Annotated in this window: 15 protein-coding genes; 10 read left to right on the top strand and 5 right to left on the bottom strand. The window is 66.6% G+C overall.

The window, feature by feature from the left end:
* Window positions 1–165 precede the first annotated feature (165 nt).
* The 4 genes from ABD655_RS15610 to ABD655_RS15595 all read left to right on the top strand — a co-directional run bounded on the left by ABD655_RS15610 (window position 166) and on the right by ABD655_RS15595 (window position 6,003).
* Window positions 166–1,854 (top strand): CocE/NonD family hydrolase, encoded by a 1,689-nt coding sequence (locus ABD655_RS15610; protein WP_344715341.1) that lies wholly within the window; start codon window positions 166–168, stop codon window positions 1,852–1,854.
* 344 nt (window positions 1,855–2,198) lie between these two features.
* On the top strand, window positions 2,199–2,606 hold the full coding sequence (locus ABD655_RS15605; protein ID WP_344715339.1) for a hypothetical protein: 408 nt from the start codon (window positions 2,199–2,201) through the stop codon (window positions 2,604–2,606).
* A gap of 22 nt (window positions 2,607–2,628) precedes the next feature.
* Entirely contained in the window at window positions 2,629–4,299 is a 1,671-nt protein-coding gene (locus tag ABD655_RS15600; RefSeq protein WP_344715337.1) for a S24/S26 family peptidase, read from the top strand.
* Window positions 4,300–4,572: 273 nt separating this feature from the next.
* Entirely contained in the window at window positions 4,573–6,003 is a 1,431-nt protein-coding gene (locus ABD655_RS15595; protein ID WP_344715335.1) for a carotenoid oxygenase family protein, read from the top strand.
* Between the two features lie 66 nt (window positions 6,004–6,069).
* Here ABD655_RS15595 and ABD655_RS15590 read toward each other — a convergent pair whose 3' ends face one another.
* Together ABD655_RS15590 and ABD655_RS15585 are read right to left on the bottom strand one after the other, a co-directional pair.
* Window positions 6,070–7,134, bottom strand: coding sequence for an amidohydrolase family protein (locus tag ABD655_RS15590; protein WP_344715334.1), 1,065 nt, complete (start codon window positions 7,132–7,134; stop codon window positions 6,070–6,072).
* A complete protein-coding gene (locus ABD655_RS15585; protein ID WP_344715332.1) occupies window positions 7,131–8,693 on the bottom strand; it encodes an aldehyde dehydrogenase family protein in 1,563 nt (520 codons plus the stop codon). The genes ABD655_RS15590 and ABD655_RS15585 overlap by 4 nt, the downstream gene beginning before the upstream one ends.
* A 160-nt stretch (window positions 8,694–8,853) precedes the next feature.
* Here ABD655_RS15585 and ABD655_RS15580 point away from each other — a divergent pair, with 160 nt between their 5' ends.
* The 4 genes from ABD655_RS15580 (at window position 8,854) to ABD655_RS15565 (ending at window position 14,364) form a co-directional block, all read left to right on the top strand.
* Entirely contained in the window at window positions 8,854–9,957 is a 1,104-nt protein-coding gene (locus ABD655_RS15580; protein WP_344715330.1) for an NAD(P)-dependent alcohol dehydrogenase, read from the top strand.
* Window positions 9,958–10,133: 176 nt separating this feature from the next.
* The gene (locus ABD655_RS15575) at window positions 10,134–12,053 is read left to right on the top strand and encodes an ABC transporter permease (RefSeq protein WP_344715328.1); all 1,920 of its coding nucleotides are present in this window, start codon (window positions 10,134–10,136) and stop codon (window positions 12,051–12,053) included.
* A gap of 29 nt (window positions 12,054–12,082) precedes the next feature.
* The gene (locus ABD655_RS15570; protein WP_344715326.1) at window positions 12,083–13,219 is read left to right on the top strand and encodes an ABC transporter substrate-binding protein; all 1,137 of its coding nucleotides are present in this window, start codon (window positions 12,083–12,085) and stop codon (window positions 13,217–13,219) included.
* Window positions 13,220–13,269: 50 nt separating this feature from the next.
* Window positions 13,270–14,364, top strand: coding sequence for an ABC transporter ATP-binding protein (locus ABD655_RS15565; RefSeq protein ID WP_344715324.1), 1,095 nt, complete (start codon window positions 13,270–13,272; stop codon window positions 14,362–14,364).
* 31 nt (window positions 14,365–14,395) lie between these two features.
* Here ABD655_RS15565 and ABD655_RS15560 read toward each other — a convergent pair whose 3' ends face one another.
* Entirely contained in the window at window positions 14,396–15,685 is a 1,290-nt protein-coding gene (locus ABD655_RS15560) for a PucR family transcriptional regulator (RefSeq protein ID WP_344715322.1), read from the bottom strand.
* Window positions 15,686–15,856: 171 nt separating this feature from the next.
* On the opposite strand from ABD655_RS15560, the gene ABD655_RS15555 reads away from it, so the two are divergent.
* A complete protein-coding gene (locus ABD655_RS15555) occupies window positions 15,857–17,410 on the top strand; it encodes a 4-hydroxyphenylacetate 3-hydroxylase N-terminal domain-containing protein (RefSeq protein WP_344715321.1) in 1,554 nt (517 codons plus the stop codon).
* Complete coding sequence (locus tag ABD655_RS15550) at window positions 17,407–17,895, top strand: flavin reductase family protein (RefSeq protein WP_344715320.1); 489 nt, start codon at window positions 17,407–17,409, stop codon at window positions 17,893–17,895. Before ABD655_RS15555 ends, ABD655_RS15550 begins: the two co-directional genes overlap by 4 nt.
* Before the next feature lie 63 nt (window positions 17,896–17,958).
* Here ABD655_RS15550 and ABD655_RS15545 read toward each other — a convergent pair whose 3' ends face one another.
* Window positions 17,959–19,545 (bottom strand): FAD-binding oxidoreductase, encoded by a 1,587-nt coding sequence (locus tag ABD655_RS15545; RefSeq protein ID WP_344715318.1) that lies wholly within the window; start codon window positions 19,543–19,545, stop codon window positions 17,959–17,961.
* Complete coding sequence (locus ABD655_RS15540; RefSeq protein WP_344715316.1) at window positions 19,542–21,170, bottom strand: FAD-binding oxidoreductase; 1,629 nt, start codon at window positions 21,168–21,170, stop codon at window positions 19,542–19,544. Before ABD655_RS15540 ends, ABD655_RS15545 begins: the two co-directional genes overlap by 4 nt.
* Between the last annotated feature and the right edge of the window lie 7 nt (window positions 21,171–21,177).

Here is a 21,177-nt window from a genome sequence, read left to right as displayed (position 1 = left end):
CACAGCACGCCGCCTCGGCGACAACGTCGCAGCTACGCTCACACCAGACGCCGCTCGCCGACCGAGCGGGTCGCCGCGCACCCCGCGGCACACCGTACGCAGTTCGTTGTCCGCGAAGCCGGGACAGCGCGCCGGGCACTGCGCGAAAAGGAAGGCAGAACGCCGATGTCGTTTGAATACCGCTACCGCGACCGCCGGAACACCGTTGAAGAACGCGGCGGCCGGCCGGTGCAGCCGCGAATCGAGCATCACCCGGGCATCATCGTTCACCGCGACGTGGCTGTGCCGACGCGTTCAGGAAAGATCGTGTGGGCGGACCTCTTCTTGCCTGCCGACGGCGCCATCGCGCCCGCGATCGCGTCGTGGACGCCGTACGGCAAGTCCAACCCCGCTCCCATCGGCAAGAGGTTCCCGCGCAGCGGGGTGCGGGATGACCAACTCAGCGACCTCGTCTCTTTCGAAGCCCCGGACCCGGCGTACTGGGTGCCGCAAGGATACGCGGTGATCGCCGCCGACATGACGGGGATGTGGAACTCGACCGGTCCGGCACACTTCATGGCGCCCGAGGAGGCAGAGGACTACTACGACCTGATCGAGTGGATCGGGACGCAGCCGTGGTGCTCCGGAAAGGTCGGCCTGTCCGGCGTCTCGTATCTCACTGTGTCGCAATGGCGGGTCGCCGAGCTCAATCCACCGCATCTTGCGTGCATCAACCCGTGGGAGGGATGGACGGACACCTATCGCGAGGTGGCGCGCCACGGCGGCATTCCGGAGACCTCCTTCTGGCCCTACATCTGGGACCGATGGGGCGTGGCGCAACCTGGCTCGCTCCTCGAGGACCTGGAGGCCGAGGACGCAGAGCACCCGTGGTTCGACGAGTACTGGGCGTCGAAGGCCGCACAGCTGGAGAAGATCACGGTCCCGGCGTTCGTCACCGCAAGCTGGACCGACCACGGCCTGCACACACGGGGGACGCTGGAAGGGTTCCGGCGGATCTCGTCCGCGCAGAAGTGGCTGTTCGTCCACGGGCGCAAGAAATGGGCGGAGTACTATCTTCCCGAGAACCTGGAGAGGCAGAAGGCGTTCTTCGATCGATTCCTCAAGGACGTGCCGAACGAGGTCGACGAGTGGCCGCCGGTGCGGGTGGAAGTGCGCAACGATCATTACGACGGCGCCGTGCGCGAGTCGACTGACTGGCCTTTGCCCGACGTGGAGTACCTCCCGCTGTACCTCGGTCCTACCGGCGCGCTCAGCGAAGAGGTGCCATTGGAGTCGGGGACCGTCGAGTACGACGGCAACGCGGCCGGTCTGACGGCGCAGCGCGCCGTGTTCGAGCACATCTTCACCGCGGACACGGATGTCGTCGGCCACGCCCGTGCGCTCCTTCACGTCGAGGCACCCGAAGCGGAAGACATGGACCTGTTCCTCGCGGTCTTCAAGAAGCGCGCAGACGGAACGGTGGTGGGGTTCCCCTATTACGCGCTCTTCGACAACGGCGCGGCCGCACTCGGATGGTTGAGGGTCTCGCACCGGGAAAAGGATGAGCAGAAGTCGCTGCCCTACCTTCCGGTTCTGAAACACGAGCGGGCGCTTCCGCTGGAGAAGGGGCGCCCCACCGAGGTCGAGGTCGAGATCCTGCCGTCGGGAACGCATTTCGCCGCGGGGGAGTCGCTGGTTCTGGTCATTCAGGGCGTCGACGTGTTCCGCTACCCCGAGGGCCTCCTGCAGAAGGCTCACACGCACTATGTCAACGAAGGACCGCAGATCATCCATTATGGTCCGGCGACGCCCTCGCGCCTCGTCATCCCACGGATGCCGGTTTCGACGCGGTTGCCGGAGGAAGGGCTGCGCTGACCGGAGCGGTGGCGGGAGAGTGTTGCATGGTTCCTTCTCTGTCGTCAGAAGAATGTCCGCGCGTGTTCAGAACGGCGGGACATTTCGACGAACGAATACCGATTGTGCGACAACCGGAACGCGTTCGGTCCCTTTACAAAGCAGCGTAAACATTAGGGAATTGCTCACAATTGCCACTCTTCGCTCGCGCTACGGTTTAGACGTGTCCTCGAATTGAGGCTCCGCGAGACCCGGTAACGGATTCGGAGGACATCGCCGATCGGGGCGGCTTTCCGCTGAGGGAGCGGCGCGGCTCCGACATATTCGGCGTGCCTTTCTGGCCGGGCCGAACAAATGGAGACCACATGTCCAAACAACTCGCTCTCGCCATCGGCGCCGGCGTCCTGGCTTTCGCGGCCGTGGTCGCCTCGGCCGCAAGCCTCGGCACCGTCACATCAGACAACCTCGGCGCAGGCACCACGGTCGTCGCGTCCTGCGACACCGTCGGCGGCGTCAACGTCAGCTACACGACGGTTTACGACGCGACCGCGTCGCAGTACAAGGTGTCCAGTGTGACGCTGTCCGGCGTGGACGCCGCGTGCAATGGGCAGGCCGTGAAGATCAGCCTCTACGGTGCCGCCGGTGCGGAGCTCGGAACGGCGTCGGGCGCCGCCGTGACCGGAGCCAACACCTTCACGGTGGTTGCGCCGACTCCGCTCGCACAGGCCGTGACCGGGGCCGCCGTCGTGATCAGCGGCGTAACGACTCCTTAGCACCAGTCGGTACGCGGTGTCCATGGACGGGATGACCGGCGGGGGGCGGCGGGGGCAATTGCTCCGCCGTCTCCGCAGCCTTGCCGGGTGGCTGGTCATCGTTTCCATTCTCGCCGTGAGCGTGCCGGGGCCCTGGGGTCCCGCTCCTGTCGGGATCACGGTGGTCTCGGGGGAGTCGATGCTGCCGACCTATGACCCCCAAGACCTGCTGGTCACGTGGCGCAGCGGCGCTTACCCGGCCGGAACTCCGGTCGTCTACCGCATCCCGGAGGGCGGCCCCGGGGCAGGAATGAACGTCGTGCACCGGGTGGTGAGCGTGGCGCCCGACGGCACGCACCTCATGCAGGGCGACAACAACGCAGCGGTGGACCCGTGGCGCCCGCTGGACAGCGATGTCCGCGGCGAGGTCATCCTGCGGATCCCCGGCGGCGCCTACGCCCTGCGCATGGTCGCCTCGCCGCTGTTCCTGGCCGCGCTGTGCGGAGTCATGCTCGGCGCCGCCGTATTCATCTGGCAGCGCGAGCGCGGGGGACAGCCGCCGAAGGGGCCCGACAGCCCGCGGCGTGACGGGCTGTCCGGCCCGCGCAGGCGGTCGACGCGAACGCGACGGGAACCGCGCACGGCAGGCGCCGGTGTCACCCTGCTGACCAGTGCGCTCGCCGTCGCGGTCCTGGTCGTTCCCGCGAGCGCGGCGGCCGGCAGCGTGTCCTCCGACAACCTGTTCGCCACGACCGTCTCGGGGACCATTCCGCCTCCGGCACCGCTGGTCACCGCCGTCGTGAACGTGACGTCATCCGACCGCCAGCAGTACTGCGCGACCGTGACCGTGTCCACCACCTCGCCCACTGATATCACCTGGAACGCGACGCTGGATCACAGCACACCCGGAATCACCGACACCGCCTACTGGCTGGCGGCGGCGCCGACCAACCTGCACAACTCGGCGACCACGGTTTCCTTCGACGCAGGCGCGGGCGCGTGGGTGACTAAGGGCGTCTCGCGGAACGCACAGATCAAGGCCGGCGCCCCGACGACTTTCAGCTACTGCGCACCGACGGGCGCTGCCGCGCCATACGTGGACACGGCGCTGAACGTGTTGATCGACTTCAGCGGTGGTCAGCAGTACTGCGTGAATGTGACCGTCTCCACGACGTCCACCGGCTGGGTGAAGTGGCGCGGCACGGTGGACCACAGCACCCCGAACCTCACCAACCCGCTGTACTGGCTCAACGCCGTGCCCGGTTTCCAGAATGTCGTCAGCCAGTCGTTCGACCCGGTCACCGGCACATGGGTGATCGCGGGTGTGGGGCACAACGCGATGATCAAGTCGGGTACGCCCGCGACCTTCGGATACTGCGCTCCCGTGAACCCGTCGGCACCGCTCGTCGACGCGATGGTCTCGGTGGTTCCGCGCAACACGCCTACGGTGCCGGGAGGTCAGTACTGCGCCGACGTCACCGTGTCCACGACATCCACCGACTGGATCAAGTGGCGAGCGGTGCTCACCCAGGCGACGCCGAACATCACTGGACCGAACTTCCTGCTCACTTCCCGGCCGGGCAACTTCTGGGATTCGACCTCGATCGACTTCACCGCCGGAAGCGGAACCTTCACCTGGCGTCTGAGCGGCGCGTCGTACAACTCCGTCATCAAGGCCGGCACGCCGAAGACGTTCGGATTCTGCCGGGGCTGATCCGAACGTCCGGCACGCCGGAACCCGTCGGGTGGCTTCTGGCGCGCGCGCCAACTCCCCTCGGCACTGCTGGCGCGGGCAACGTGTGCCCGTCAAGACGTCGCGGCTTGGATGGAGACAGGACGGATGCCGTGTCACCGACGTCGTATGAGCATTGCGCGGACTCTTCGGCTTCGGCGCGGAACGCCGGCCGATACGGCGAGCGCCCGGCATCCTGCCCCTGATCATCACGCGGCACTACACAGTCGGCGGAAACGCCTGAGAGGAAGATCGATGACGATCAACGAACGGCAGTCTCTGTACGTGCAACCGCAGTTCCACACCGTCCCGTCGTTCTATGGACGACAGTTCGAGCCGGTCCGCCTGGAGGCGGACCTCTTCGACTGTCAGATCGAGGGCGTCTTTCCCGAGCAGCTGAAGGGCACCTTCTTCGGTCTCGGTCCCGACCACCAGTACCCGACCTTCGAGGACGACATCATCCTCAACGGCGACGGCAGCCTGCTGTCCTGGCGGATCGAGGACGGCCACGTGGACTTCAAGTCCCGCTACGTCCAGACGGAGCGATTCACGGCGGAGCGTGAAGCACGCAAGAAGCTCTTCAACGCCTACCGGAACCCCGCGCGCGACGACCCCGATGCTCCAGGACTGATGCAGCGCGACAATACGGGAAACACGTACGCCTGGTACTTCAACGGACGTCTGTTCGCCCTGCGTGAGGACTCGCACCCGAACGAGATCGATCCCGTCACACTGGAGACCAAGGACGTCTTCAACTTCGATGGCGCGCTGAAATCCACTGCGCTCTCGGCGCACGGCAAGGTCGACCCCGTCACCGGCGAATGGTGGGCGTTCGGAATGTACGCCGAGCGCCAATGGGCCGGCGAGTGCGCACTCATCGTCGCCGACAAGAACGCCAAGCTCATTCGCGAGGAGTACTTCGTCGCGCCGTACCCGGGCATGATGCACGACTTCGCGGTGACCAGGGAACACGTGATCTTCGACATCCAGCCGTTCCGCGTGGACGAGGAGCGGATGAAGAAGGGCGGCCAGTTCTACGCGTTCGACCCTGACCAGCCGTCACTATGGGGCATCATGCCGCGCGACGGCAGCACGTCCGACATCCGGTGGTTCCGGGCTCCGGGCGTGGTGTGCGGACACATCATGAACGCGTATACCGAGGGGAAGAAGGTCATCGTCGATGCCCCCGCCGCCCCGGGTAACTCGTTCCCGTTCTTCACCGACGTCGCCGGCAACCCGACCGATATCGAACTCGGCAACGCGACCATCACACGGCTGGAGTTCGATCTGGTCGGGGAGTCGGACCAGCCGAAGGTGACGCGCATCCACGGTGCGGTCGGCGAAATGCCGAAGATCGACGACCGGTTCGCCATGATGCGCTATAAGTACGGATTCTTCCGCGGCGCCGACGGACTCAACCGCATCGACTGGGACACGCTCGAGGTGCGCAACTACCCGATGGTCGCACCCAACGTGCTTCACGAGTGCACTTTCGTCCCGCGCTACGAGGGCGCCGCCGAGGGGGACGGATGGCTGCTGGCCGTCGTCAACCATGCGGCGACCAACCGAGGCGCGCTCGTCGTCTTCGACGCGATGAAGATCGAGGAGGGACCGATCGCGAAGGCGAAGATCCCGTACTCGACGCACATGACCTTCCACGGGAGCTTCGCCCCGGGAGTGCTGTAGTCCGCAGACGAACGAACGCAGGGTCCGCGTCCCCGGTGCGGGATGCGGACCCTGCGTCGTCGGTTGCTACAGCTTGAAGACGCGTTCGGCGATCCCCTGGAAGAAGTCCACCTTCTCGCCGTCGGAGTAGGGCAGGGCGTCCTGGTCGGCGACCTCTTGCGCCACGAACTGGTACGGATAGTCCATCGCGTACATGACCCGGTCCGCGCCGACGACCTGCCGGGTGAAGGAGATCGCGGGCTCCCACGGCATACCGCTCGTGGTCAGCCAGATGTGGGACTTCAAGTACTCGCTCGGCCGCTGGTTCAGCGGCTTGATCGCCTCGTAGCGTCCCGATGCGACCTGCTTGGCGTGCATGTGGTCGATGCGACTCATGAAGAACGGCAGTCCCTCACCCAGGTGACCGCAGACCACGCGCAGGTTGGGCAGCCGGTCGAACAGACCGGAGGTGATCATCCGCAGAAGGTGCAGACCTGTTTCGGCTGCGAATCCCCACACGGCCCCGTCGAGGCCGGCTTCCTGCCATGGCTTGATGACATCGCCCGGCAGGGTCTGCGGGTGGAGGTACACCGGAACATCCAGGTCAGCCGCAGCCTCGAGGATGGGGAAGAAATCGGGGTGATCCAGGTAGCGACCCTTCACATGGGAGTTCGCGATCAGCCCCTTCAGGCCGAGCGTGTTCACCGCGCGGTCCAGCTCTGCGATCGCCGAAGAGCTGTCTTCGAACCCGACGGCGGCAAGGGCGGCATACCGGTCCGGGTGCGCGGCGACGGCCTCTGCGAGCCGGTCGTTGGTCAGCTCGGCCGCCCACTTCGCTGTCGCGACATCGAGCACCTGCGTGCCAGGTGCCGTCAGCGCGAGCACCTGCTTGTCGATGCCGGTGGCGTCCATGTCCTGCAGGCGCGATTCCCCGAGCGAGCTGATCTTCTCCATGACGCTGCGCGGCTGAGGGTGCTCGGAGCCCAGGAAATAGCCCATCAGCGAGACGAATCCGGGGTCGGCGTCGCCCGAGTCGAGGATCTTGCGATACTCGTCCAGGACTTCCTGAGGAGCATAGGCCTCTTCGGTGGCGATCCTGAGGTAGGGGCGGGACTCCCAGCCGGGAGCGCCACCTTGGGTTGTCGCAGTCATACGTTCTCCTTCGCGGTGGGGGCGGCCAGCACGTTCTGCCAGCGTGTGATCCCCGGCAGCTGCGCTGCCGGGGAACTGAAGCCGACGATGCCGTGTTCGTCGGTGACGTGTTCGAGCGAGTAGAGCAGGTGCGTTCGTCCCAGGCCGGACTGCTTGACGCCGCCGAAGGGCACGAGCGGAACGCTGGCGCCCAGGCGGTGCGCATTGATGAAGGTGTTGCCTGCCTCGATCCTGCGCGCCACGGCCTCGGCGTGAGCGAGGTTCTGCGACCACACCGAGGACGCAAGACCGAAGTCGGTGCGATTCGCCTCGACGATAGCTTCATCATCCGTGTCGAACGGGACGATGGGAATGATCGGGGCGAACTGCTCGTCGAGCACGAGTTCGTGATCGGTGGGGATGCCGGTCACAACGGTCGGAGCGACGTAATAGCCCGCTGACCAGTCGGCCGAGTCGGCGCGGATCCCGAGCTCGTGGACGACGGCGCCGGCGGCCCGCGCCTCAGCGAGCAGACGCAGCGCGTTCTGGTATCCCTCCCGCGTCGTCAGCGGGCCGATGTGCGCGGTCGGATCGAAGGCATCACCCACGACGATTCGCGACGCCGCCGCCGAGAACTTCTCCACAAGCTCGTCGTGCCGCGAGTGATGCACGTAGATGCGTTTGATGTTGAAGCAGATCTGGCCGGTCATCGAATAGCACCCGGCGACGAGTTCGGTGACGAGCGAGTCGGTGATCTCGGCTGAGCCGAGCACGATCGCCGGGTCGTTCCCCCCGAGTTCCAGCGCGATCTTCTTGATGTTCCCGGCCGCCGCCGCGGCGATGCGCCGCCCGGTTCCGGTGCTGCCGGTGAACGACAGCGCACGGACGTCGGGATGCTCGGCCAGTCGTTGACCGACGATGGACCCGCGGCCGGGGACGATGTTGATGACGCCCGGGGGCAGATGAGCTGCCATCGCTCGCAGGGTGGCGGTCAGGGCGAGCGGCGCTTCGACGGCGGGCTTGACGACCAGGGTCGCGCCGGCAGCCAGCGCGGGGGCGATCGCGTTGAAGGTGAGGAAGACGGGAGTGTTCCACGGTCCGATCACCGCGACCGGACCGACCGGGACGTGGCGCAAACGCACGAAACTGGCCTGGCCGGTGCCGGGTAGTCCGGTCCTGTCCTCGCCGGCCTCGAGTTCGGCCACGAGCTGGACCATTCCGCGCACCATCGCGAGCGCACCCCGGATGTCACCTTGCGCCTCGTGCAGCACCTTGCCGACCTCGAGGCTGATCAGCGCGGCGACCTCGTCGGCCATCGCCTCTACCGCCTCGACTGCGGCCAGCACGATGGCACCACGTTCGGCGGTCGGCATGTCGCGCCATGCCGGAAAGGCGCGCCGGGCCGCGGCGACCGCGTCATCGGCGCGGCGCACATCCGCGAGGGCGACCCTGCCGATCTCGTCGCCCGTCGCGGGATTGGTCACTGCGAGAGTCTCGGCGACCTCGGGGGTGATCCCGTCGATCAGGGGTGCGGCGAGCCGCCAGTCGTCGCGCAGGCGCGCGTGAGCGTCATTAGTCACGCACCCTACGATCCACGGCGGCGGTCACCCGGTCATTGGGCGAGCCGACCAATCATCGCGGGCCTGATGTGTGCGCACGCCAGTGACGGGTCCGCGTTCGCCCCTGCAGACTTGAGTCGGACGCAGGCACGCGCCTCAGGATGAAAGGTGCTCATTCGACATGGTGACCATGACGGCGGCTGTCGCCGCGCAGGCCGGAGCGGAATTCGAGCTCCTCGACATCGAACTCGACGAGCCGCGCGCCGAAGAGGTGCTCGTCCGCATCCTCGCAGTCGGGATCTGCCACACCGACATCAACGCACTGAGCGGCCGGCTGCCCGTGACGATGCCCATCATCCTGGGTCACGAGGGCTCGGGGGTCGTCGAGCGCGTCGGCTCTCTGGTCACTTCGGTGCAGCCCGGTGACAAGGTCGTGATCGCCCCCGACTTCTGCGGTGCGTGCACGCAGTGCCGCCTCGGTCACACGGCATACTGCGAGAAGTCCGGAACGCTCGTCTTCGGCGGAACCAGGCTCGACGGCTCGACCAAGGCGAGCCACCGCGGGGACCCGGTGCGAGGCGCGTTCTTCGGCCAGTCCTCATTCGCGCAGTACTCGCTGGTCACCGAACGCAACATCATCCGGGTTGCCGACGATGCCCGGCTGCAGTATCTCTGCGCGCTGACCTGCGGTGCCAATGCCGGGGCGGGAGCGGTCCTCAACACGCTCAAACCTGATCCGGACCACTCCCTCGCGGTGTTCGGCGTCGGAACCGTGGGACTGGCCGCGATCGCGGCTGCGCGCATGCGCGGCACCCGGGAGATCATCGCGATCGACGTCCACGACTCGCGCCTGCAGTTGGCGCGGGAATTCGGCGCCACGCACACGATCAACACGACCGGCGGAGTGGACGCAGTGGCCGCCATCAAACAGATCGTGCCGGCGGGTGTCGATCGCGCGTTCGACTCGACGGGCGTCAAACACGTCGTCCTCAGCGCGATCTACTCCCTGACCTATCACGGCATGTTCTGCTACGTCAGTGGCACCGGAGGAGTGCCGTTGGATCTCGACTTGAATCGGATCCTGACGAAGGGCGTGACGATCCGTGGTGTGATGGGTGGGGACGGTACCGGTCTGGTCTTCCTGCGCGAGCTCATCCGGCTGTTCGAAGAGGGTCGCCTGCCGATCGATCGACTTGTGCAGACATACCGGCTCGATCAGATCAATCAGGCGGTCAGCGACATGAAGGCGGGCACCACGATCAAGCCGGTCATCGTCTTCGACTGAGACCGGACTCCGCGCACCGTCTGAGCACAGCGACTTTGTGCATGCGGACCAGACGACTGGTCCCGGGTTGTGTTCGGGGGCCAGTGAGCCGGGTCGGGCGATCAGCGAGAATGAGAGCGCGCGCTGCTCTTCGTTGCTCGCTGTGGTGAATGCGAGACCTCGACGAGGAGGCACGGATGGCAAACGACGCACCGATGACTTCGGACGCGCCCCGAGGCGGCCTGGCGCGACTCCGGCGCGAGTGGGCACTGCGGCCCGAACGGAATATTCAGATCCTGATCGGGATCGTCGCCGCGCTGCTGTTCGTCTCGCCCGCTCTCGCGGTCATCATCGGCGCATTCCGCACGTCACCATTCACCGAAGGCCCGCAGGCGGGCGTCTGGTCGCTCCAGCCGGTCATCGACGTGTTCACCAACCCGGAAACCTGGGGAACGCTGTGGAACACGGTTCTCCTGACCGTGGCGTCGGTCGTACCAGCGATCATCCTCGCGGTGTTCTTCGCGACGCTCGTCACCCGGACCAACGCACTGGGCAAGTGGTTGATCACGGGCACCATGGCCGTTCTCGTCGCCCTCCCGCCGCTGTTCTACGCACTTTCGTGGTCGATGCTCGGCAACGAGACGGTGGGTCTGATCAACGTCTGGCTGCGCGGCATCAGCTCCGGATTCGCCGAAGGCTACCTCTGGGGTCAGGGCCCGCTGAACATCGAGTCGTGGGGCGGACTCATCCTCGTGTCGATCTTCCGCGCGACGGCCTTCATGTATCTGATCCTGATCGGTCCGTTCTCCACCATGGACCGCTCGCTGGAAGAGGCAGCCCGAGTCTCGGGCGCCGGGCCGATCCGAACGTTCTTCGGCACGCAGATCCCTGTCCTCATGCCCGCCATCTCCGCGGTCGTCGTCATTTCGACGGTCGCCTCGATGGAAGCTTTCGACGTTCCGGTCGTCCTCGGGGTCCCGGCGGACATCTACGTCCTGCCGACCGAGGTGTACCGCTACCTGAACGACGCACGCAACCCGTTCTACGGTCACGCCAGCGCCGTGTCGATCCTGCTTCTCGTGATCCTCGTCGGCCTTCTGGTGATCGAGCGCCGGCTGCAAGGCCGACGGCGTTTCACGACGGTCACCGGCAAGGGATCTCGACAGGGCGAGTGGAGCCTGGGCAGATGGCGGCTCCCGCTCTTCGCGTTCAGCCTCCTGTACGCGGTCGTCGCGGTCCTTCTCCCGCTGCTGCAACTGGTGCTGGTGTCGTTCTCCCCGTATTTCGGCTGGAACCCGACCGACTGGTCCAAGATCCTCGACCCTCAGGCCGGTCTGACCACCAAGTGGTTCGACACGATCCTGAGCAGTCAGCAGAGCGTCAACATCTTCCTGCAGACGGCAGCCGTCGCCGCACTCGCGGCGGTGCTCGGAATGATCGCCGTCATCGTCATCCTCTGGGCGGTGAAGCTGCGGCGCGGGCGGTTGGGGACGCTGCTTGACGGCAGTCAGATGCTCCCGATGGTGGTGCCCGGGCTACTCCTGGCGCTCGGTATCATCACCGTCGTTCTGATCGGCCCGTGGAAGACCATGTACGGGTCGCCGCTGCTGCTGATGGCGGCATTGTTCATCGCCGTCGTGCCGCTGGCCAGCCGCACGATCGCCGGTGCGATCGTGCAGATCCCCGCCGAGCTGGAGGAGGCCACAAGGGTCTCCGGTGGCAGCCGTGCCCGGGCGCTGATCGCGGTGGTGTTCCGGCTTCTGCTGCCCAGCGCGTTGAACGGCTGGTTGCTCTGCTTCGTGGTCGCGTCGGGGACACTGGCCATCCCGATGCTGCTCGGTGAACGCCGCGCCCCGATGCTCGCCATCAAGGTGTACGACGACTACCTCGCCGGCAACTTCTCGCTGGCGGCGGCATCCTTCGTGCTCTTCGTGGTGGAGATCCTTCTCATCGCGATGGTCATCGAGGCCCTCAAGCGGTTCCTGACCCGACGGGCGAGGCCCCGCAAGCTCGTCATGGCGAGGAGCACGGACTCCGACTGGACCGGAGCCGTCCACGTACGTCCCACGCGTCTCCTGCCGAGGAAGCTCGACGTCGAGCCCACGGTCGACGCGTGAGGCACCCGAAAAACACCAAGGAGCAATGCATGAAAACCAAGCCCATCGCCGGCGTCGCGTTCGCAGCATCGATGTTGCTGCTGATCAGCGGATGCACGAGCACGCCCGCACCGGACTCCTCGACCGACACCGATAAGGGCGCCGCGAGCGGCGACTACTACGTCGATCCGAAGGCCGAGCAGATCTCCGAGGAGGCTGCGCAGCGGATCACCGAACTCTACGAGGCTGCGATCGCCGACGGCGAGAACGAGTTGAGCATCATCTCCGGTCTTGCCGACGACATGGCCGCGACCTGGGAGGCCTTCGAGGCCACGTTCCCCGAAATTTCGGTCACCTCTGCGTCGCTGATCGGGGCACCCCTGATCACCCAGCTGCAGTCCGAGGTCCAGAGCGGGAATCACGTCACCGACGTGCTGCACAACCCGAACGGCCAGCAGTACGTCGACTTCGCGCAGGAGTACGAGGTCGTCGCCATGACGGTTCCCGAGGACCTGGCCGACAGCGCGGACCAGCTGATCGACCCGAACCACAAGTTCACCTCGCCCTTCATCGGCTTCTTCGGTTACGGCGTCTTCCTACCGCGAGCCGGAGAGCTGCACCCGAAGCTCTGGAGCGATCTGACCGACCCCGAGTACGCCGGCAACGTCCTGATGGGCGACCCGAACCTCCCCGGTCCGTCGCAGGATGCTCCGATCTACCTCGCCCAGAACGGCGCCTACACCGACGCGGACATCAAGGCCCTCGCCGGCAACACGGTGATCAAGGGCACATACGGCGACGCGATCGCGGCGCTGATGCAAGGCGAGGCGGCCTTCATGTTCGCAGCTCCGTCGTCCGCAGTCGTGGGCGCGCAGCGTGCCGGCGCGCCGGTGGAGTTCCGCCTCATGGAGAAGGACAACTACGTGGTCACGCACAAGCAGCTCCTGCTCGCGGACGCGCCCCACCCCAGTGTGGGCAAGCTGTACCTGGAGTGGCTCAACACGCTCACGGCGCAGGAGGCCATCGGCTCGGCAGGGCTTGCCCCGCTCAACGTCAAAGCCGCCGATCCTGCAGCGCCGTGGACCAACTGGGTCGAGGCCAACCTGACCGGGATCGTTCCGTCGGCGGACATCGACGAAGCGCGTCCGGGCTACATCGAGCAGTTCAAGACGATCTTCGTTCCCTGAGTCTGAACGAGATGGACTGATCGGCTCGCCGATCGGAGAGGTGTGCAGGAATGCGCTCACTGGAAATCGACGCAATCGCCAAGCATTACCCGGGCGGCAGCATCGCTGTGGAGGACATCACGCTCTCGCTGAGCGAGGGTTCCTTCACAACGTTGCTGGGCCCGTCGGGATGCGGCAAGACGACGACTCTCCGTTGTCTTGCCGGCCTGGAAGTGCCTGACGCCGGCCGTATCCAGTTCGGCGACGATGTCTTCGTCGACATCGCCGCCGGCACATTCCTGGCACCTCACAAGCGCAAGCTCGGCATGGTGTTCCAGAGCTACGCGCTCTGGCCCAACCGCACGGTGCTCGGCAATATCGCGTACCCGCTGCGGCTGCGCGGCGTGAACAGCCGCGCAGCCGCGGCGCGGGCCACGGAGGCGCTGAACGCCGTCGGGCTGACGGGCCTGGACGCCCGTTATCCGCATGAGCTCTCGGGTGGGCAGCAGCAGCGTGTCGCGCTCGCCCGGGGGCTCGTGTCCGCGTCGGGCCTGCTGCTCTTCGACGAGCCGCTGTCGAACCTCGACGCGAAGCTTCGCCTCGCGATGCGCACGGAGATCCGTCGCCTGCACGACGAGTTCGGCTACTCGTCGGTGTACGTCACCCACGATCAGGAGGAGGCGCTCGCGATCTCCGACCACGTCGTCGTGATGAACCAGGGTCGGATCGAGCAGTCGGGGACTCCGCATGAGATCTTCGCGAAGCCCAAGACGGCATGGGTGGCCGATTTCGTCGGGTTCGACAACATCCTCACCGTCACGCACATCGATCCCGATGTCGGCCGCGTCGATGTCGTCGGTGGCGGATCCTTCCATCTGCGTGGCGACATGATCCGCTCATGGCGCGGCGCGCAGATCGCGTTCCGCGCGTCGGACATCGTCTTTGCGGCCGACGCGCCCAGCGCGCAGCCCCAGGCCACGTTCCGCGGCAGGGTTACCGCGTCGAGCTATCTCGGGGACGCCTACCGGCTCGCCGTGGAAACGGCGGCGGGGACGACCGTCATGGCCAACATCCCCGACTCCTCACGCGTGCAGACGCAGGAGAAGTACCTCGGCGAGATCCACGAGTTCGCGATGCCCGCCGAGAGCCCGATCATCCTGGACTGATTGCCCCGGCATCCGCACGGGTGGTGGACCCTCACTCGGAGAGGTAGTCCGCCAGCAGGAGCGCCGTCCGCGTCTCGACCGGCCGCGCCATCGGATCCCGGCCGAGGATCTCTTCGATCCGCTTCAGCCGGTACGCGATCGTGTTGCGGTGGACGTACAGAACCTCAGCCGCCCGGACGAGGCTCCCATTCAGGCCGATCAGCGTGCTCAGCGTCCGATGCAGGTCGTCCCTGAGCGGCCCCGGCCCGAGAAGCGGCCCGATCTCGCTCTGGACGAACAGGCGTGCCAGTTCGGGCGACTGGGCGGCCAGTGCCAGCATCCCGTCCGCGGCGAACGTTACGACCGGACCGGCCTTCGGTGAGAGCCGATTGAGCGCGTGCGCCGCGGTGGCCGTAAGGCACGAGGTGCGCAGTCCGGAGGTGCCCGAGCCGACCAGCCCGATCGATACGAGGGAGCCGGGCATCTCAGTGGCGACGCCGGCCAGCCATTCAGCTACCGGCTCATCGAGCTGCGATGCGCCGGTGATGAGGATCCACACGGTGTCCTGATCCACGGGCACGGAGTTCACGATCCGGTCGGCGAAGCGGCGAGCGACGGACTGGCGGAAACCCGCGAAGTCGAGCTGGGGCGCCCGCGCCTCGGCGTGGGCGGACGGCGAGACGACGACGCAGACGTGCTCGCTGTGCGGCTGCACGCCGAAGACTTGGAGGATGACCGCGTCGTCGACGTGAACGCCGCTGATCAGCCGTTCCAGAAGCTGCCGCTGCCCGACGACGCGCTGGTCGCGCAGGCGCTCGTGCTCGTCGGTGTAGATGCGGGCGTTCTCGTCGATCAGCGCCCCGAAGTACGTGGCGAGCGATCGGTCGATGTCCGTGAGCAGCGCGACCGCGTGCTCATGCGGCATCGACTGCACCACGATCTCGATGAACGTGCGTCGCCAACGGTGGTCCAGCGCACGCATTCCCCCGATGATGCGCTCCAGGGGGATGCCGATGTGCACCGCCTGGAGGGTGGACGTGCGCTGCGCCTTGCTCACCCGGACACCGGCGGCGTTGTCCCTGCCGGTGAGCAGATAGCGGATGAGATTGATCGAGATCGACTCGATGGCCATGCCGATCATCTCCGCGAGAATCTCGAATCGCGCGGGGGCGACATCGCCGTACGCCTCTTCGGCCGCCGCGTGCGCGACGCCGAGCGACCAATCCACGAGGCGCGGTTCGATCCCCTCGCTCAGAGCCGCGATGGTGCGCGCGTCATTGAGGGGCTGAGGCCGCTCACGGAGCGGAACATGTCGGAGGACGTCATCGATTCGGTTGACCATCGGCCTTGTGCCTTTCCGGCCGGCGACTGTGGGCCGGAAAGACCCATTATGCAGGATGAACAACGGTGCCTTGTGAGCTTGGCGAATCGTCCGTGGAATCCGGGGCCCGCCGATCATAGCTTTGTGGAAAGAGTCGAGTGAGTGTGCTCGGCCTGGATCAGGAGGACTGCAATGACCATCGAGCAGAGCGCGTCCGCGCCCACCGGGACACGCACCCTCCCGCAGACCGGCGACGAGTATTTGGAGTCGATCCGGGACGGTCGCGAAGTCTGGCTGTACGGCGAGAAGGTCGCCGACGTCACCACGCACCCCGCCTTCCGCAACTCGGCTCGATCGATGGCGCGCCTGTACAACGCCTTCCATGACCCGGCGATCGCCGACCGGATGCTGAAGCCGACCGACACCGGCAGCGGGGGGCTGACGCACCCCTTCTTCCGCGTGGCGCACTCGCAGCAGGATCTGCGCGACAACGTCACCGCGATCCAGACCTGGCAGGAGCTCGTCTTCGGCTGGATGGGACGGACCCCCGACTACAAGGCGGCGCTGCTGACCAGCTTGGGTCAGGACCCGGAGTACTACGGCGAGTTCGCCGACAACGCGCGGTACTGGTACCGCCAGGCGCAGGAGAACGTGCTGTTCTTCGCGCACGCGATCGCCAATCCCCCGGTGGATCGCGGCAAGCCGATCGAAGAGGTCCGCGACGTGTTCGTGCACGTGGAGCGGGAGACGGACGCGGGACTGATCGTCAGCGGCGCCAAGGTCGTCGCGACCGGATCCCCGATCGCCCAGTACATCCTCGTCGGTCATACGCGCGTCGAGGTCGCCGACAAGGCCTTCGCATTGATGTTCGTGGCCCCGGTCAGCGCGCCGGGCGTGAAGCTCGTCGCTCGCGCCTCGTACGAGGAGGTCGCCGCGCGCACCTCGTCACCCTTCGACTACCCGCTGTCGAGCCGGTTCGACGAGAACGATGCGGTCCTCGTCTTCGACGAGGCCCTGATCCCCTGGGAGAACGTCCTCATCTACGACGAGGCGAAGATCTTTTCGTTCATCCGGGACAGCCGGTGGACCGGCCGCGGCATCCTGCAGGCGAACGTGCGGCTTTCCACCAAGCTCGGGTTCCTCGCCGGCCTGATGAACCAGGCACTGGAGGTCGTCGGCAGCCAGAACGAACGATTCGCGAACGTCGCCCTCGGCGAGATGCTCGTGAACCGGAACGTCCTGAACGGGCTGCGGGCCGGAATGATCGAGCACGCGGTCCCCGGGCCAGGAGGCTCGATGGAGCCCAACCCGGTCTACGCTTCCGCGTCCGCCGCGATAGGTCCGTCGCTCCAGAAACGGAGTCGTGAACTGGCGGAGAAGTTCACAGGGTCGGGCTTGATCTACCTGAACTCGCTCGCGAAGGATTTCGCCAACCCCGAGCTGCGACCCACGCTGGACCGCTACCTGCGCGGCTCCAACGGCAAGACCGCGATCGACCGCTCGCGCATCATGAAGATGCTCTGGGATGCTGTCGGCAGCGAGTTCGGTGGTCGGCACGACCTGTACGAGCAGAACTACCTCGGGCAGGAGGACGTCCACTTCATGTCCTCGCACCGCACCGCGCTGGCAGACGGGACCATGTCCTACCTCGAGGGCCTCGTGGGCAATGCGATGAGCGACTACGACCTCAACGGGTGGACCGCGCCCGATCTGATCTCCAACGACGACGTCGACACGCACCGATGAGCCCCATCGACAGCCGGGCGTTCCGGAGCGTCGCCGGAAAGTTCCCCTCCGGCGTGACCGTCATCACGACGTGCTCCGCTGACGGGGTCGTGCACGGCATGACCGCGAACGGCTTCGTCTCGGTGTCGCTGGACCCGCCGCTGATCCTCGTGTCCGTGGGCGAGCACACGCGCACGCACGAGTACCTGACGGTCAATGAGCGGTACTCGGTGAGCATCCTCGGACACCAGCAGAAGGACGTCGCGGTGCGCTTCGCCGGCAAGCCGACGGATGTCGCTGCACCCGAGTTCGACTGGGTCGACGGGCACCCGTTCGTGCCGGACGCCATCGGCCGGCTCGGCTGTCGGATCGTCGACCGTCACAAGGCCGGGGACCACACCCTGTTCATCGGCAGCGTCGAGCACCTCGATCTGCGTGATGGCGATCTGCCGCTGGTGTTCAGCTCGGGGCAGCTCTTCTCACCGCTCGAGCGCCCACTCGCCTGACCCACGGGGCCCGACCCGGCGCGGCCGGCCCTTCCCGATGGGCCGGCCGGCCCGCATCCGTCCCTACTGGTCGTCCGTGCGGTAGCTCGCCGGCCAGATGCCCTGCTTGCCCGGGGACAGGATGCCCTGCGGGTCCAGCGCGTCCTTGAGTCGTTCGACGAAGCGCCGGTATGCGTGCTCGTTCCAGTCGTACTGGTCCTGGATGACATCCATGCCGCGGACGTGGCCGCGGTACAGCGGATAGCCCTCGGCGCCCAGTCGTCGGACCGCGGAATCGTAGACGTCGTACGCCGCCTGGATCCGCTGCGGGTCCGAGTGATCGAAGTTGATGACGCCGAGGTAGACGAGCGAGCGCGGGAAGAGACAGATGCTCGGCCAGAAGTCGAAGCCCGCACCCTCCATCTCCTCGCGGAGGATCTCGCCGATGCGCACGGCATCCCGGCCGGTGTTGGGCGCGACCGGGGACAGCTCCAGGTGGCCGCCATCCGGTCCCCACCATTCGACCGACTTCAGCAGGCTCTGGCTCGGGCGTCCAGCCTGAACGCGGTCCGGGTGCAGGGGCAGTGTCTCCTCGGACACATCGTGCCCTTCGGTCGGCAGCGCCGAGAATTCGCCGCTGGGCACCGCCGCTTCGAGGACCTCACGAATGCGCTCCAGTTGAGCCTCGACGACGGCGCGGGGTCCAGAGACGGCGGCGCGGAGATTCCACCAGCCGGCGCCGAGTTCCTTCATCATGCGCCGGTAGTCGCTCTCCGTCATCGGGCCGTCCAGCCACTGCGAGCGCGGTCCGCGCATCGCTGCGGTTCCGAGTACTCCGCCGATCACCGGAATGTTGCGGATCGTGCCTTCGAGCATGAGGGTGCGGGTGGCGTCGATGAGGGGCACCAGATCGGCGTCCTCCCACACGCGAAAGCGCAGGGGGGCGAACAGCTCCGGTGCAGGACTGATCCGGCGCCCCAGCTTGGTGACGATGCCCAGGTTGGACTGCATGAAGAGGGACTCGACGTTCGGGCCGAATCCGCGCGGGTGTGCATGGCCCGCCTGGCTCGTCGACGAGGCCCACATGCCGGTTCGCAGCAGAGACCCGTCCGCGAGCACGATTTCGAGTCCGCTCGCCGCGGCGGCGTGATCGCCGAACTCCGTGTAGCCGACGCCATGGTCGACGGTGTTGCCGACGACCGAGCCCCAACCCAGGTCGGGCGTAGACGGCCACCAATCCCCGCCGCGGGCGGCGAGCTCGTCGACGAGCTCGTAGAAGGTGACGCCGGGCTCGACCACGACATATCCGAGCTCCTCGTTGATCTCGAGGATGCGGTTCATGCGGCGGAAGTTGAGCGTGATCGACCCGCGAACCCGCGGCGCGCCTCCGCCGTAGCCGTTGTTCTTGCCCTGGCTGTGCGTCCACAGCGGAACGCCATGATCGTTCGCGATGCGGACGATCGTCTGCACATCCTCGACGGAGCCTGGCTGCACGATGGCCGAGGGCCAGTGCGTGTCCCACTCGGGCCAGTCGTAAGGGTCGCGGAATTCTTCGATGCCCTCGAGCTGCACGGCGTCGGCGCCGAGCGCATCGACCAAGGCTGCGACCGCGCGTGCGTAGTCTTCGCGTTCGACGCCGTCGGGGAGGATCGAGGGGAGCTCGATGGTCATTGGTTGTCTTCCTTCATTCGTGAGCGTGTGGGTTCGTGCTCGTGCGGTGCGGATGAGCCATCCCGTTCGGCGCGAAGCCGTCGCGGCCAGATTCCCTGCTTGCCGGGGGAGAGGATTCCGACCGGGTCGAGCTCGTCCTTGAGACGCTCGACGAAACGGCGCATCGCGTGATCGTTCCAGTCGTAGATGTCCTGCATCATGTCCATGAAGCGGATGTTGCCGCGGTACGGGGTGTAGCCGGCGGCAGCGAGTGCGGGATATGCCACGCGGGCGACGCGGTATGCCGCCTCGATCTGGGAGGGGTCGAAGCGGTCGAAGTTGAGGACACCGAGGAACATCAGCGAGCGCTTGATGACGTACACGCTCGGCCAGAAATCGAAGCCCTCCGCCTCGACGATCGGTCGGAGGATCGCGACGATCCGCTCCACATCCGCTCCCGTCGCCGGGCCGATCGGAGAAATCTCCAGGTGGCCGCCTTCGTCGCCGCGCCACTTAGCCGTCGCGAGCATCACCAGGCTGGGCCGCCCGGCCTGCACGCTCTCCCGGTGGGTGAGAACGCCGTCGTCGATCTCCCCGCCCTGCAGAAGCTTCGCGCTCACTTCCGCGCGCGGCAATGCCTTGAGCACCACTTCGCGCACGCGCTCCAGGCGCGCTGCCACCACTGCCGCCGGCCCGTACAGCGCCGCCGCGCAGTTCCACCATCCGATGCCGAGCGTCTCGCACATGTCGCGATACACGTCGTCGGGGATCGGAACAGGGCCGTCGTACCAATCGCGCCGCGGCTTGCGCATCGAGGCGGCGCCCAGTGCGGAGGTGATGTTGGGGATGTTGGGGATCGTTCCCTCGATCGTCAGCACGCGCATCACGTCGACGAGCGGGCCGAGATCTTCGGCGTCGGGCACCCGGATGGTGATCGGAGCATAGATCTCGGGCCGGGGGCTGAGCGGTCGGGCGAGCTTGGTGACGATGCCGAGATTGGACTGCATGAACAGTGGGGTGAGGTTCGGCCCGAAACCGCGAGGGTGTGCAGCGCGGCTCGTGGACGACGCCCACATACCGGTGCGCAGCAGCGAGCCATCCGCCAGCACCACCTCGAGGGCGGGTACGTGTGCGGCGTGGTCTCCGTATTCGGTGTATCCGAACCCGTGGTCGAGGGTGTTCCCGACGACCGAGCCCCAGCCGAGGCTGGGTGTTGCGGTCCACCATCGACCGCCGCGTCGTCGCAGTTCATCCACGAGTTCAAAGAACTGCACGCCCGGCTCGACCACGGCGATGCCGAGCTCGTCGTCGATCTCGAGGATGCGGTTCATCTTCCGCAGACTCAACACGACAGATCCTCCGACCACGGGGGCGGATCCGCCGTAGCCGTTGTTGCGGCCTTGGCTGCTCGTCCAGATCGGGATGCCGCGGGCCGCGGCGATCCGGACGACGGCCTGGACCTCCTCGACCGTCGTCGGCTGCACCACCGCTGAAGGGAAATGCGCTTCGTCGAACCCGTCATACGGATCGCGGAACTCGTGGCCGGCCTCTCCGGTGAGCACGGCGTCAGCGCCGAGCGCGGAACGGATCTCGGCAAGCGTCGCCTCGAGTCCGGCGGGATCAGTCTCTGGTGGCAACGTTGACACAGCACCA

It is taken from the genome of Microbacterium terregens (assembly GCF_039534975.1).
GTDB lineage: Bacteria > Actinomycetota > Actinomycetes > Actinomycetales > Microbacteriaceae > Microbacterium > Microbacterium terregens.
Note: the sequence above shows the minus strand (reverse complement) of the source record. Positions and strands in the feature narration are given on the sequence as shown.